The organism is uncultured Ramlibacter sp., from assembly GCF_936925435.1.
Taxonomy (GTDB): domain Bacteria; phylum Pseudomonadota; class Gammaproteobacteria; order Burkholderiales; family Burkholderiaceae_C; genus Ramlibacter.
The window spans coordinates 341,808-355,463 of the sequence record NZ_CAKZHQ010000004.1; the positions used below are offsets into that span (position 1 = coordinate 341,808).

The 13,656-nt window shown below is 62.4% G+C and carries 13 protein-coding genes; 5 read left to right on the forward strand and 8 right to left on the reverse strand.

Annotated elements, in window-relative coordinates:
* Positions 1 to 10: 10 nt before the first annotated feature.
* Positions 11 to 745 (reverse strand): DUF4189 domain-containing protein, encoded by a 735-nt coding sequence (locus Q0632_RS05270; RefSeq protein WP_298925212.1) that lies wholly within the window; start codon positions 743 to 745, stop codon positions 11 to 13.
* Between the two features lie 245 nt (positions 746 to 990).
* Complete coding sequence (locus Q0632_RS05275; RefSeq protein ID WP_298925215.1) at positions 991 to 1,224, reverse strand: hypothetical protein; 234 nt, start codon at positions 1,222 to 1,224, stop codon at positions 991 to 993.
* A 482-nt stretch (positions 1,225 to 1,706) separates the two neighbouring features.
* Between Q0632_RS05275 and Q0632_RS05280 the strand changes: the two genes are divergently transcribed.
* The 5 genes from Q0632_RS05280 to Q0632_RS05300 all read left to right on the forward strand — a co-directional run bounded on the left by Q0632_RS05280 (position 1,707) and on the right by Q0632_RS05300 (position 7,030).
* The gene (locus tag Q0632_RS05280) at positions 1,707 to 2,249 is read left to right on the forward strand and encodes a hypothetical protein (protein ID WP_298925218.1); all 543 of its coding nucleotides are present in this window, start codon (positions 1,707 to 1,709) and stop codon (positions 2,247 to 2,249) included.
* Positions 2,250 to 2,338: 89 nt separating this feature from the next.
* A complete protein-coding gene (locus Q0632_RS05285) occupies positions 2,339 to 3,088 on the forward strand; it encodes a LytTR family DNA-binding domain-containing protein (RefSeq protein ID WP_298925221.1) in 750 nt (249 codons plus the stop codon).
* Positions 3,089 to 3,099: 11 nt separating this feature from the next.
* Positions 3,100 to 4,137 carry a sensor histidine kinase gene (locus Q0632_RS05290; protein ID WP_298925225.1) on the forward strand — a complete coding sequence of 346 codons (1,038 nt, stop codon included), beginning with the start codon at positions 3,100 to 3,102 and terminating at the stop codon, positions 4,135 to 4,137.
* On the forward strand, positions 4,134 to 6,545 hold the full coding sequence (locus Q0632_RS05295; RefSeq protein ID WP_298925229.1) for a CHAT domain-containing protein: 2,412 nt from the start codon (positions 4,134 to 4,136) through the stop codon (positions 6,543 to 6,545). The genes Q0632_RS05290 and Q0632_RS05295 overlap by 4 nt, the downstream gene beginning before the upstream one ends.
* A complete protein-coding gene (locus Q0632_RS05300; RefSeq protein WP_298925232.1) occupies positions 6,542 to 7,030 on the forward strand; it encodes a hypothetical protein in 489 nt (162 codons plus the stop codon). Before Q0632_RS05295 ends, Q0632_RS05300 begins: the two co-directional genes overlap by 4 nt.
* 167 nt (positions 7,031 to 7,197) lie before the next feature.
* On the opposite strand, the gene Q0632_RS05305 is transcribed toward Q0632_RS05300, so the two are convergent.
* The 6 genes from Q0632_RS05305 to Q0632_RS05330 all read right to left on the reverse strand — a co-directional run bounded on the left by Q0632_RS05305 (position 7,198) and on the right by Q0632_RS05330 (position 13,412).
* Positions 7,198 to 8,652: a hypothetical protein gene (locus Q0632_RS05305; protein ID WP_298925235.1), complete on the reverse strand. Its 1,455-nt coding sequence runs from the start codon at positions 8,650 to 8,652 to the stop codon at positions 7,198 to 7,200.
* Between the two features lie 20 nt (positions 8,653 to 8,672).
* Positions 8,673 to 9,251, reverse strand: a complete 579-nt coding sequence (locus Q0632_RS05310) for a hypothetical protein (protein WP_298925238.1) — start codon at positions 9,249 to 9,251, stop codon at positions 8,673 to 8,675.
* Between the two features lie 13 nt (positions 9,252 to 9,264).
* Positions 9,265 to 9,996: a hypothetical protein gene (locus Q0632_RS05315; RefSeq protein WP_298925241.1), complete on the reverse strand. Its 732-nt coding sequence runs from the start codon at positions 9,994 to 9,996 to the stop codon at positions 9,265 to 9,267.
* A 282-nt stretch (positions 9,997 to 10,278) separates the two neighbouring features.
* Complete coding sequence (locus Q0632_RS05320; protein WP_298925244.1) at positions 10,279 to 11,493, reverse strand: hypothetical protein; 1,215 nt, start codon at positions 11,491 to 11,493, stop codon at positions 10,279 to 10,281.
* Between the two features lie 8 nt (positions 11,494 to 11,501).
* On the reverse strand, positions 11,502 to 11,867 hold the full coding sequence (locus Q0632_RS05325; RefSeq protein WP_298925246.1) for a hypothetical protein: 366 nt from the start codon (positions 11,865 to 11,867) through the stop codon (positions 11,502 to 11,504).
* Positions 11,868 to 12,947: 1,080 nt separating this feature from the next.
* Entirely contained in the window at positions 12,948 to 13,412 is a 465-nt protein-coding gene (locus Q0632_RS05330) for a DUF2846 domain-containing protein (protein ID WP_298925249.1), read from the reverse strand.
* Positions 13,413 to 13,656 lie beyond the last annotated feature (244 nt).

A 13,656-nucleotide genomic window follows, 5' to 3' on the forward strand; every position in this document is an offset into this window, starting at 1 on the left:
CCGTTCTTCTCTAGCAGGCAGGTGACGGGTACTTCCACTGGTTGGTGAAAGGGTCATATTCGGCCTGGACAACGACGCGCAGCTTGCAGCCGTTCTCATAGGCCACCACGCAGCTCCCATTGACGCACTGGGAGCTGCAACGGATGGAGGCCGTCTGAGGGCGGCAGTTCTTGGGCTGGGGCTCGGCCTTGGCAACGGGTTGAGCTTTGGGCGCCGGCGCGACATCCTGCTGTCCGGGGATGACCCCAGTCCAGAAGAGTGCGCACTTCTGGCCGGCTTTCTCGCACCCGGCGATAGCGTCGTTCTCGCTCTCGTTCATGTTGTCGTACTGGTGCGCCGCGTAGAACCTGCCAACCCCGTTGTTCGGCTCCGCAGTTCTCGCGACCGAAAAGAAACCAGGCTTCGTGAGCCTGAAATTCACTTTGCAGTCCTTGTCCCCGCAATGCTTCAGTGCAAGTTTCTCAGCTTCAGCTAAGCTGATGCCACTGCGACCCCAGCCTGTGTGGGCGTCGCTTACAGCACGGGCCAGTGCTTTTGTCACCTGCAGTTTGCAATCCTTCTTTACGGTTTTCGCATTGCAAACATCCAACGCCATTTTGTTGGCTTCCTTCTGGGTCGAATGAGTGGCCCACGCTGCAGCATCGGTGCCGTAAGCCACGGCGGAGGCCATTGCGCTCGCGAGGGTCGGAAGCGCGAAAAACGGCGCCAGACAAAGCAGACGCCAGGATGTTTTGAGATTTGCCATGAAGTTCCCTCTTTGATGTCGTCTGGCCGATGCCGGGGAAGGTCCACAGCAACAATTCCGTCTCATGACGCCGCCAGCGAATCAATTGCCTCAGCACAGGGTTCGGCCTATTCCTGGCCCGGTGCATCAGCTGTTGTTTGCGAATATTCTATCGGCCCGCCGCGGTGTACTTGGAGCTCGCTGCCATGTGAGTGACACCGCTTGAACGCAAGATGACCGGGTTGCACTCCACTCCTTCTCTGGCATCAGTTCAGGCGCCGTTTCTTCTCGATGTTCACGACCGCGGCCAGTACCGCGGCCTCCAGGAACCCCGGCGTCTTAAGCCTAATGACAATCTTGTAGTCCGTCTGGGGATGGGGCGCCTGTAGCCCGTCGGCGTCCTCACTTAGCCGCTCCACTGCTGTTATGAACTCATCGCAGTCGAGGTCGCTCAGGTCCTGTCCGGTGGCTTGGCGCACCAGCTCGACGGAGGCTTTCAAGGGACTTCTTCGCATCTGATTTCTTCCAGGTGGCTTGCATGTGATACAGGACTCACTGTAGGCGCCGAGGTCACCAGCAGCGGATGGGTTTCTCAGCGCCGTTCCAGGCACAGGCGGTGTTCGTCTGCACATTCATGTCTTGCTCTCCGTTCGTTGTTGCGATGGGCTGGACTGTAGGAACGGCGGATCGCCATGGCGGCCTGCTTGCGACGAATACCCGGCAACACGCGACGAAGCCGGCGCTTGGGCGATGAATGGAATAGCGTCGACACATCCATCGGAGGAGGCAGGGGCGCAGACGAGTTAGTTCGTCATCCTCGCGCGGGCGGGACAAGATGACATTTTATTTCTACGCTCTCCCAATACGTTTGTCTGTGCCAACCCGGGATTCGTCGCCAAAGTAAAGCGGCCCGTCGCATCGTCCGCACCGCCGCCGTCCGGCCCCGGAATACTGCAAATATCAACCAACGAGGAGTCATCGAATGAAACGCATCATTACCGCCCTGTTCGCAGCGCTTGCCCTGTTCGCATCTGCCAGCACTTTGGCTGCACGCAATGCAGCGCCCATGGGTTTCGAAATAGGCGTCGCAACCATCGAACAGGTCAAGGCGAGCATCGGCAGCAAGACCGCACTTCAGGACGGCGGCATCAACGCCTACAGCGACGGGCACATGCTCAAAGGCGAAGGCAAAGGCCTCGATGTGGCCGGCCTGCAACGCATTTTGTTCATCTTCGATTCGAAGGGCGTGCTTTCCGCGGTGCGGATGACGCTGGCCAAGGACGGCTTCCGCACGATGGCCGGCCAGCTGCGCGGGAAGTACAAGGTGAACGCGCAACAGCTTCCGTTCGTCGGGGACGCGTGGGTACACTACTACGCTGGCGAGTCGCTCATTGAGCTCGATGCACCTCACCTTAGTTTCGAAATGAGCCTGACCTACTTGTCGAAGACCTTCCAGCACGAATTCCACAAGCGCCGCGCCGCGGAGCGAGCCGCCGAGGCGAAGGAACAGGCCGCCAAACTCTGACGCACGCCGGCCTGGACACCCAGGCCGCACAGTCCTGCCCGGTCCGTGCCGGGCGGTTTCACTCGTTCGCGCACCCCCGACTACTACCCATGCCCACCGCCCTCATTGCCGACGACGAACCTTTCATGCGCGCCGCGCTGCGCGACCAACTGGCGGCGCTCTGGCCCGAACTGCAGATCGTGTCGGAGGCCGAAGACGGCCCCGGCGCATTGCGCGCTATCGAAGCGCTGCAGCCGGACATCGCGTTCCTGGACATTCAGATGCCCGGCCTCACCGGCCTTCAGGTCGCGCAATCCATCAGCACCCGATCGTGCGTCGTGTTCGTGACCGCCCACGACGCTCATGCACTGGAAGCCTTCGAGGCCAATGCCGTCGACTATGTGCTGAAACCCCTCGATACCGTTCGCGTCGCGAAGCTCGTGACCAAGCTGCAGCGCAGCCTCGAGACCATGCCTGCCGTATCGCTGGCGCAGGTGATGGCGGCTCTGCAGCGGGAGCAGCCCCCGGCGCAGGCCTCTGGCCCCGAATGGCTGCAAGTGGGCCAGGGCACGCAGGTGCGCATGGTCCACGTGGACGACGTGATGTTCTTCAAGTCCGACAACAAGTACACGCGGGTGGTTGCCGGGGATTGCGACGGTGTCATTCGTTTGTCCTTAAAAGACCTGCTCGATGGGCTAGATGGCCGGGTATTTGTGCAGATCAGCCGCAGCGCTGTGGTCAACCGTCGCTTCATACGGGCGGTACGTCGTGTTGACGACGCGATGGAGCTAGAGATCAAGGGCCAGTCCGAGAAGTTGCCGGTCTCGGCACCAAACCACCATCTTTTCCGCGCAATGTGAGGAGCAACACCATGACACCCCGTCACGGCATTGCTTTGCCGACCTTGCTGGTACTTCTCACGGTCGCTTGCGGGCTCGCAGCGGTGGAGTGGTCGCTTTCCACTTCGGCAACGCCCGGCCCGCTCACCGGCGTCGCGCTGTGCGCGTTGATCGGGGCCGCAGGTTGGACGCTTCAACAGTCTCCGAACCCCGCTCTCACGGCCTGGGCCTCCGCATTGGAATCCGTGGGGCAACTCGCGCTTGGCGTCGCGATGGTGGTCGTCTTCGCGGTCGCACTGGCCCTATGGCTTCCTGCCGGACTGGTGATGCGCCTGATGCGCGACGATGTGGCGACGGACGCGATCGTGTTCGCGCTGTTGGGACTGGGACTGTTCGTGGCGGTGCGCGCCGGCATCCAATACGCGCGCCAGCGCCTGCGCGCTGAGCAGGCCCGCGCTGAAATTGCCGAACGCGATCGCGAATTGGCCCGGTCAGAACTGATGATGCTGCGCGCGCAGGTGGAGCCGCATTTCCTGTGGAACACGCTGGGCAACGTGCAGTACCTGATCCTCAAGCAGCCACAGCAGGCCCACGACATGGTGGGCCACCTAATCTCCTACCTGCGCGCCTCGCTGGCGGACATGCGCAGTGAGAGCACCACACTGGGTTCGGAGGCTGACTCGGTGGGCGCCTATCTCGCGCTGATGGTCTACCGAATGGGTTCGCGCCTCGACGTAACGGTGGAGATCGATGAGGCCTGTCGCGTGCGACCCTTCCCACCGCTCCTGCTGCAGACTCTGGTAGAAAACGGAGTCAAGCACGGACTGGAACCCAAGGTCGGGTCTGCCCGCCTCACCGTCCGTGTAGCCTCGAAGGGTCAAACAGGCTTGGTAGTCGAAGTGATCGACAACGGCGTCGGCCTGCAGCCGAACCCGCGCACGCGCGGCACAGGACTGGGCCTGCGCAGCGTACGCGAGCGCCTGCAGGCGCAGTATGGCGCTCGCGCGAGTCTTTCAATCTCAGGAAATGCGGACGGTGGCGTAACCGCCCGTATCGAAATCTCCGAATGAACAGAACCATTTCCCGCAAAGCCCCCTGGGTGTTCTTGAGTGCAGCCCTTCTGGGCGCGGCCGCGCAAGCCCAAGTCCCTTCGATCCTGAAGCAGTTGCTGCCAGGCGAACTGTCATTCCCGCCGATATTCCCGCCGATACCCGGAATCTCGCGACAGATGCCGCGTGCCATGCCGGGCCTCGCCTGGATGAACGACCTGAAGGCCGGCGATGACAACAGAGCCGCCGGGCGCAATGCTGAGGCCGCAGCCGCCTATGAGCGGGCCCTGCAAGACATCGCCGGCGTGCCCCAGTTGGCCGGAAGCGAAGTGCTGATGCTACCTTCGTACGGGGCGGTGCTGCTGAAGCTGCAGCGCTTCGACGAAGCCGAACGCGCGCTGCTGCGGGCGATGGCGCTCGAAACGGAGCAGGTGGCCGCCGCACGCGGCAACGCCTCGATCCACTCGGCGATGCTGGCTTTACACAGTGCGCGGCAGTTGGCATCCGAAGGGGCGCGGCAGTTGAACCGCTCGCTCATTCTTGAAGGCCCGAACGGCGACCCGCGTCCGGCCGACGTCCTGTCCATGCCGCAGCCCGAGCCGCGGCAAACCATCGCGCTACTGTCACAGGTCTACACACAGCGCGGCACCCCCGCAGACCGCGACAAACTGCTGCAACTGTTCCGGGACGTCTTCCCGCGCTTCCTGGCCCGCATAGCACAGGAGCGGGATCGCGGCGCCGCGCTGGCCGCTATCGAAGGTGAGTCGGTGTCCCTGCACCTGGCCGTAGCGCTGGCGCGCGCGGGCTTGCGAGAGGAGGCCAATGAACTGTTCGGGAAAGCGATGGAGTTCAATGGCGCGCGCCTAAGCGCAATCGGTGGCCAGTCCACATTATTAGATGTTCAGATCGGCGGCTTCCAGCGCCGGCGCATGATCACCGCGGCTTACGCCAGCCACGTGATGTCTGGTCCGGCAAATGCCGCCGACACCGAAGCAGTGCTGGCCGCCCTCACAAGCGGCAAGGGCCTTGCCTCGCGCTACGCCAACCGCCGCCGTACCTTGCTGAATACGCTGCCCGACCGGACCGTCGAAACCGCGCGTGACAAACTGCGCGCGTTGGAAGAGAGCTTACGCGCGCTGCCGATCACGGGCGAAGCAGCGATCCACGCCCATGTGGAGTGGCTCAATGCCTACGATGCGGCCCTGCGTCCGGCAATGCAAGCCCTGACTTCGGGGGGGCTGACCAGCGTATTCGCCGATGGCCGGGCCATTCTGGCCGGCGTGCGCAAGCAGCTGGGCCAGTCCGATGCGGTGATCGGCTTCCAGGTTCACGAGCCCACCGACCTGGCGACTCTGAAGCCCAAGCCCGCGCGCTACCTGCGCTATATCATCACTCCTCAGTTCATGGATGTGGAAGACGTGGGCGACAAGCAGACGATCGACCGGCTGCTGCGTACCTGGCGGGCCGATGTCGACCGGCCCGGCCTGCCGCCGACGGGCGTCGCGCTGTCCAAGGCCTTGCTTGCCAACCTACGTCCTGAGGTCACCAACGCGCAGCGCTGGACCCTTGACCCGGATGGCGCGCTGGCCCTGCTGCCCTTCGAGGCGCTGCCACTTGGCAATGGCGTTGTACTGGACAGCCATCTCGTGCGCTATGCAAGCTCGCTGGCCACCTTGGTTGAAGGCGGCGCGACCGTGCCCGTAGCAGGGCAATCAAATGCGATCGTACTCGCCGATCCGCAATACGCCTCGGCAGAACAGATCCTCTCGGCGGCGGGCAACGTCGGCCTGCGTTCCGTCGATCGCCGCGTGTCCAACTTGCAGCTCAAGCCCTTGCCAGATACCCGCATCGAGGCTCAGGCCGTAGCCGACGCCATGAAGAGACTGGGTGCGATACCACAGGTCCTACTGGGCGCGCAGGCCACGCCGACTGCGCTTCGAAGCGTCAACGCCCCGCGCTTTGTGCACGTTGCCAGCCACGGGCTGTTCCTGATGCCAGATATAGATCCGGACGACCCAGCGCGCTTCCGAATCGCGGTGGTGCTGCCCGGCATGCTAACCGGCCTGGCGCTGACTCCGGATGCGAGCGGATCGATGTTGTGGGCCGCCGACCTGGCGCAGATGAACCTGCGCGGCACCTCGCTTGTTGTGCTGTCCGCCTGTGACACGGGCAACGGCCTGATTGACGCCGGCGAAGGGCTCACCAGCTTACGCCGCGCAGCCGAGGAGGCTGGGGCCAGCGCCACGTTGACTTCACTGTGGCCGGTGTCCAGCCGCCGCACGACAGAGTTGATGACTGACTTGTACCAGGGCCTAGCCGCGGGTGAAGGCAAGGCCGGGGCGCTGCGCAACGCCAAGCTCAAGGCCCGCGCACGGGGAGCCTCGGTGCGTGACTGGTCCGGTTTCCTGCTGGCGGGGAACGACCAGTGACGCGCGCACTGCTGCCCTGGGGTGTCGCTGCGATACTGGGGCTAGCTGTGGCCGACGCACGCAGCACGTCGGTGGACGAACAGGACATCCAACAACTGCTTCGCCTAACTGCGATCGGAAGCGCACTAGGCTCGGCCGCGCCGCTGGATCAGTTGCTGTGCATGGATGACGCTCAGGGGCGGCGACCACTGCCCCCTGCCGGATCCGTCGGGGCGCAGCTTTCCGAGGAAAGGCTGCGACGCGGTTTCGAACTATGCCGGCTGCAAGCAAGCCAACCATCCACAACCTACATCACCCGGCTGGTCGGCGAGCTTCGCACCGAGTTCCTCTCCCGCTTGGCGAAGCTGATCCCCGTGCACGCCGCGCTCGTGAAATGCCGTGATGTGAAGCAGCCGCCGCACGCCTTGTCCGAATGCATCGCACGTACCCTGGGGCGACCGCCGAGCGAAGAAGAGGTCGCTACGTTCTCGCAAGGATCACCCTAGTCGCAATCATCGCCCGCCACACTACTTCGTCGCGGTCGACGCGGGTTCGGCGAATCGAGGTCCTGCGAGTGAATGTTCATCGGGTTGCGTTCCTTGAGTAAGACGGGCGATTCGCAGTCCCGCAAACTCAACTCAGACGAACAAATTCAATCTATTGGGCCCCACACCTAGCGAGCCCGCGCCAGCGGTCCCAACGGGCGCCCTAGCCACCATCCCACCGACTCCGCTGCGGCCCAGGCGCCCAGCAGGCTTCCGCCGATCCAGGCGAGGGGGCCCACATGGCGCACCGCGAATGCGGCGTACACGCCAGCGGCAAGCAGCAGCACGGCACCACCGAAAGTGCGTGCGACCGCGCGCGAGAACGACGTCAGCCGATCCGCCGCGTTCAGAGAGCGCGCGATCGTGACTACGGACACCGATCCGGCGACATCGGCATGAAGTGCTTGGTGATCGAGCGTGACGCGACGGGTGCGCCAGCACCAGGCCAACCCAGCCCAGCGTGAACGAGGGGCTTGCGAGCGCGACACCGCGGCCTGAAGCAGCGCTTCGAGGACTTCGTTCTGGCGGAAGATCTCCCACGAAAGGCGGGCCCGCAGGATTACCCAGGGCGCGGACCAGCGCAGTTGCGTGGCAGTCGATTCCGCGCGATCGATGTCGTCCTTCAACAAGCGATCGAGGAACGCTTCCGCGAGCTGCAGGCGCGGCCGAAATCCCACCACAAAGACCTCTTCCCGGATGTCGTCAACGCTCATGGCGATGCTGGCGGTAGGAATGTTGAAGTGGAAGCGGCGAAGCGCCCTGCTCTCCTGTACAAGCGGCCCCTCATTGCGCTCGATGCGGCCGAGCCCGTCGGCAGCGAGCTGCTCCAGCGCGATGGTGCCGCCGAAGATGCGCGCGAAGGCCGGATGCGCCCAATCGGCGGAGATGCGACGCTTCTCCGCGATGCATGCTTTGGCGACCGAAGACCGCGTTTGCCAGCCGGAGGCCTCGCACGCGCTGCAGTCGACGTCGCCGGAGCCGCCGCAGGACGAGCAGGTAATGCTCCCCATGAAGCAGTGCCCGCAGCTCACAGAGTGCCAGGTGGTATGGCCCTTGTCGTCCGTTGTGGACTCCGTGCGCGATCCCGTTCCGGCGCAGAAGCCGCAACTTTCCTGGCCCGAACCAGCGCAGTAGCCGCAGCGCACCTTTCCGTCGCCGTCGCACGAAGCGCATGGATGCGACCAGCGAATGTCTTTCCCGCGGATTCCCAGGTAACGGCCGTCCTGTACCTCGCGATACGGCGCCCGGCCCGCCGCATTGCGCAACGCCGCCGAGGTCGCCGTGTCGTGCAGAATCCTCTCAACCTCCCCATCTTGTGCTTCGGACGCCTCAGACTCGCCGCCCACCACCTGGACGTCCTCGCCCTCGGTGCATCGGCCCGCAAGCGTTCGATACGTCACGGGTATGCGCACTGTCGACTCGATGTCCACAGTGAAGGGCTGAAGCTGCACGACCGCTGGCACTGCGCGCAGGCCCAAAGCCGCGCCATGGCGAGTGCTCAGCTCGATGCGGCGCGCGGCGGTATCGCACGCCTCGGCGGCGTAAGCCGCCCGGCTCCAGCGCTGGTCGTCTGCAGTCCCCACGGTGGCCGCGATGACGAGGCTCAGAACACACCCTTGCTGCGTTCAGCCTGAGACTTTGTCTTGAGGTCCTCGTGAGCTTTGGTCGCCGCTTCGGCGGCGGCCAGCAGCTTGCGATTCACGTACGACAGGTACACCTCCCCGAAAAACTCTTTGCGGTACACCAACTGCGTATCGCGATCAAAGTTCCAGGCGTAGCTGCCATCGGAGACGTACTGACCGGCGAAGTCGTTGGACTGCTGAAAGCCCAATCTGTCCTTTCGTTGGGGCTGCCCGTATTTCTGCACCAGCATTTTCCGCAAAGTCTCGTCGGTCTTGTACGGATGCTTGCCGAAGAAATACTGCGCCACGACGACCCGGGATTTCGCCGAGGTGAGTTCTAGGGTCTGCGCGCCGGGCAGTCCCAGGCGCGTGGCGTTGAGAGTGGCCACCGCACCCGTCGTGGACGTCGGCTCGGCGCCCGCGGCAATAGCCGCTGAGCGCACCTGATCCGCCGGCGCATCGACCAGCTTTAGGCCGAACAACTCGAGTTCGGCGGCGCCGGACGAAGCGGCGAGCGTCACGAGGACAATGGCAGCGAGGAGAGATTTCTTGTATTTCATTTTGTTGGTTCGGTCAGAGCCGGTCCTTGATGGTGCGCAATTGGTCCAGCGTGAGGCCATCCGCGCCCGCGTCGGCGGGCTCTTCAGGGGACTTGGCACGCTCCGGCACCGCAACCTCCGTCCTTCCGACCCGCGCGTTCACGGAAGCCGGCGCCGAGGAGGCCAGCGAAGCGTGGCTGCCGGCAGCCCAACTCCCCTTTTCGTGCTTCATTTCCCCCCGCGCGCGGTCAAAACGCTCGGGCTTAGCGCGATGCTCCTGCTCCGCGCCTTCAGTCTGTCGGCCCACAAAGAGGATGAAGACGACGAAAGCCGCGATGGTCAAGGCTGCAGGCGCGATCACCATGCGGGCGCCGGCACTCAGTTGCACAAGCCGGTCCGGCGCGGCTTGGCTGAAGCCGAGGCACACGCGTTGCGCCTTGGGCGGCTTCCAGTCCAACAATGTCTGGATCACCTCGCGCGCCGCGCTCACGAACCGGCCCTTGGAACGTACTTCCGCGAAGGCTTCGTGGGCCACGCTGTTGCGCGCGCCGATGATCACACCCATCTTGTCGTCGAGGTCAGCGGGGAAGAGATGCTTCACCTCGCGCCAGCGGCTTCCGAGACCCTTGCTTTGCGCGCCGCAGCGCACGCCGATCAATTCTTCAATCAAGGCGCCCGCCGTCATCACGCCAGCCAAGTCGGGCTCGATCTTGGTGATGAAGGCGCGCGCGCGGTCTTCCAGAAGCTCTGCTTGGCCGGTGGTCATATGCGGTGGGCTGATCGGGTGAGAGGAAGCGCAGGGTCCGGGATTGGGCGAGTTGCGGCTCATGGCACGAGATGGTCGGGAACGGCGGCGGCGATGGCCAGGCTGCACGCGCTGACGGCTGAGCGCGGAGCCCTCATCTTGGTCATGCCGCCCACCCGTACCTCGATACGTTCAGGGCAGTTGGCCGTTCCAGCGGCGAATGTACTCTTCAAGAAGAGACCGCCTCATAAGCGCGCAAGTCCCGGCTGCGCTTTCCTCTTGGCGACTCTCGACGCGACCCGCCTAGTTGCAGATCCTCCGCTCGTGCCGTATTTCGTCATACCGCGTCGCAATATTGCGGCAGTTGACCGGGCCATAGTTGTTGTAGTCACAGACGTTTTCCATGAATGGTCGTTGCTCGATGTCGGTGACGATCTTGCAGTTCCGCTGCCCCGTTGCTTCACGGGATGGCCGGCGAATGGCTTCCTCCTTAGCGCGCGCAGCCTCCTCCATCGCGCGTGCTACAGCAGCCGCTTTCGCTAAAAGATAGCCTTTGTTGCTGGTGACGGTGAGAGTGAAAGGGGGTGCAACTTGCCCTAGGCGAACCATGACGGACTTCGGTAGGCATCGTCCTTCGAATCCATTGGTCGTCACGTTGCCGCAAGTGATAGTTAAGGTCGTGTTGGCCAGGAGGTCGGACCTCCTGGCTTCGATCCGATGGTGCAAGTCCTTAAGGGCCTGGACGTGAGATGCGCCATTGCGAAGATCCACATCGGTAACGACGTCGAAGGCGTAGCTTCCACTGATATTCAGCGGCGCCGTAACCTTTACGTTGTCGAGGACGAGCTTCCTGGGATCCGCGACCTTAATCGTCGGTGCAGCGGTGACCTTGGCAGCGTTCACTACAGTCTCTACGTCGCGACGTGCCGCAGACAGGAGCTTCAGTTCTGCCAGGTAGTTCTGCAAACCTTCGTAAGCGCCGGACTGCTGCAATGCCCGGTTCATGGTGTCCGTGTCGATCTGCCGTTTGGTGCCAGCTGCCAGTCCCAATGTCACGACGCCGGCGACCGCGTTCTTCCCGACGGTGCTGATCACATCGATTCTGGTGAATGCACTCTGACCGCAGCCGCCGTAGTCGGCCGCGTCCTGCTTCTTACCCGATATCGCGACCAGCAATTCGCTGCAGTCGAACCAGATCAGTTCGCCTTTTTCGTTGAACTGTGAATAGGTCTTGACGTAAGCAGGCTCGAAACGACGACCCGATGCGTCTATCGCGACGATCTCCTGGTTTTCGCTTTCGCGCACCGGGCGCTTCTGGGTGAGCGTTTGAAGGCGCCAGCCATCGCCCGTGCGTTCGATGACTGCAAATGCAGACTCACTGAAGTCTTTGAAGAAGCCGATTGAAAGTGACGCGGCGGAATCCTGCACCCCAGCCTTGACAGTCGTATTCGTGGTGCCGCAGCCGGCGACAAGTGCGGCCGCACACAGGGCGTACACGATTGATTTGGAAGATAACACTTCTATTCCTATTTGCTGGCCGCGGTCGCTTCGCCTTGCTGCAGAGGCTCATTGATCGGTCCGTAGATGCAGCTGACCCCGCCTCGCGTCAACGCCACCTGATAACGCAGGTCGCAGTTCACCGCCGCGAATATCACCGGCAGTTGCTCGTTGCCGAAGGTTTCGGGTAAGAACACGATCTTCTGACCCGGCTTGCACGCCTTCGCCACGGCATCTAGGCGCCATGCATTGACCTCGCAGAGCTTGCCCTGCTCCGGTTGCTGCACAACGGGAGAGGTCGCGGAACCACCGCAAGCGGCCAAGAGCAAGCTGGCCAGGACGGCCAGCAGGCGGCTGCGCGAAGCAGCAGTGAAACAGTGGAAATGCTGGTTCATATTCAGGTTTCTACTTCTACCTTTTGAGGGAGACCACAGGATGCGGGCAGGCGTCCGCCGACACACGCAAGCTTACGTATGTGCGAGAGCGCAACGGCGGATACTTGGTATGCGCGGCTTCGGCCGCGGCCGTCAGTCAGACGGGAAGCTGTATGGTCTTCAGACGGAATTCGGCGCGTGACGACAACTTGTCTCCTCTTCTTCTTTTATGATTTGCATCCTAGTGGATGCCTCTTGATACGCCATGTTTCCAACGCGAAGCGGGCCGGATGTTGCCAGATGTTTCTTACGTTTCGCTGAATATGAAAAGGCTGTCTCGCTTGCTATGGGCGCCAAAGATATTGCCACGGTCAGCTACGGCGCGGATTGGTGCCCCCGACGCTTCAACGGCGGATTTCGTGACTACAGGTCTTTGGACATTCAACTTGCGGGATGCTCAGGCAGGTCAAGCGCATGGGTATTCCAAAGTGAGTCCACCTCGGGTGATGTCCGCTGATTCCCGCGCGCCTTCACCAGACGCATCTCCGAGTTCGTAAGGCATCATTTGTTCCCCTTCTGGAAGCCAAACGAACGAGGCTGACTCAACTCACAGAGGCTCGAGAGCCAAGCCTGTGGCGGATGCTGGATGAGCTCGTAGCCACAATCCCGCGTCTTTGTGGAGGCATGAAGCCTCCAGTACAGCTGCCGTAACCGCTTGGAGAATCTATCTATGACGCTTCAAATCGGCAGTATGGATATGGAAGTGTGCATGCGGGCTGCGCGGCTATTCCTCAGCTTGCGTGCCCCGTACAGTCACTTGAATTAGGTGGTTTCGGAACGTCCGCTTCTGGCCTATTTTGTTGAAAAACTCGCTCAACTTACTGAACACATGTTTTTGGGGGTCATCGACCCCTTACCCGTCTCACGACCGCGTCTCCTAGCCCGTTCTACGAGGTCGGTTTTGACGGCGACACGCCGCATCACGCGAAGATCGAGTTTTTCAACAGAATCGGCCGGGAGCGGACCTGAGACTTGGAGCCCGACATCCCAGGAGTCAGAAGGCCCCCATCCCCGCACTGTGAGATGGGTGGCCCGCATTTCTTACTTAGCGTACACGCCGCTGCATGCACCGCCGGAGGCGAGTTCGAGCTTCGCGATAGCGGGCTTGGCCTCGGCTTCGGGAATGACTTCCAGATCCGCGCCGCCCTTCACCAGTCCCATCTTCATGAACTGGCGGTAGAAGTAGTTCTTGCCGGCATCAAGCATGATCGACAGATCGTTCGGCGAGAACTCAGATTCGGTGGACAACGTGTGCTTGCCCGGCGTCGTCTCGGTGTAGAAAAACACGTCTGAGGCGGACTCGCCGACGCACTTGCCGTCGATCCAGACGTCCTTCTTGAGCGCTTTGCCCACGAAGCTGTCGCGGTAAACGTAGACGCCCGCCATGCCAGCCGTAGGAGCGGCGAATTGCTTCGCCTTGTTGGATGCCTCCTTCGATTCCATCTTCACCGAGGCGCATCCGGCCAACAATGCAACGGTCATCATGCCCAATGCGATCTTCTTCATGGAATCCCTCCTGATTTTTTGGAGGGCACATGGTACCCGACAGGCTTCACTTTTCTGACTCCGGCTACAGGCATGCGCGTTCACACGAAGGCCGCGAACTTCGAAGCAACTCCATCATCTTGCTAGAGCCAGACTGGATGGGTTGTACCAACCTGAAGGCCGCTTCCGGCCGAGGTTGTGTGAAAACCCCCTGACTCTTAGACTGCGGCAACTCGTACCGGAGGCGCTGTGGCTCGATACGTTG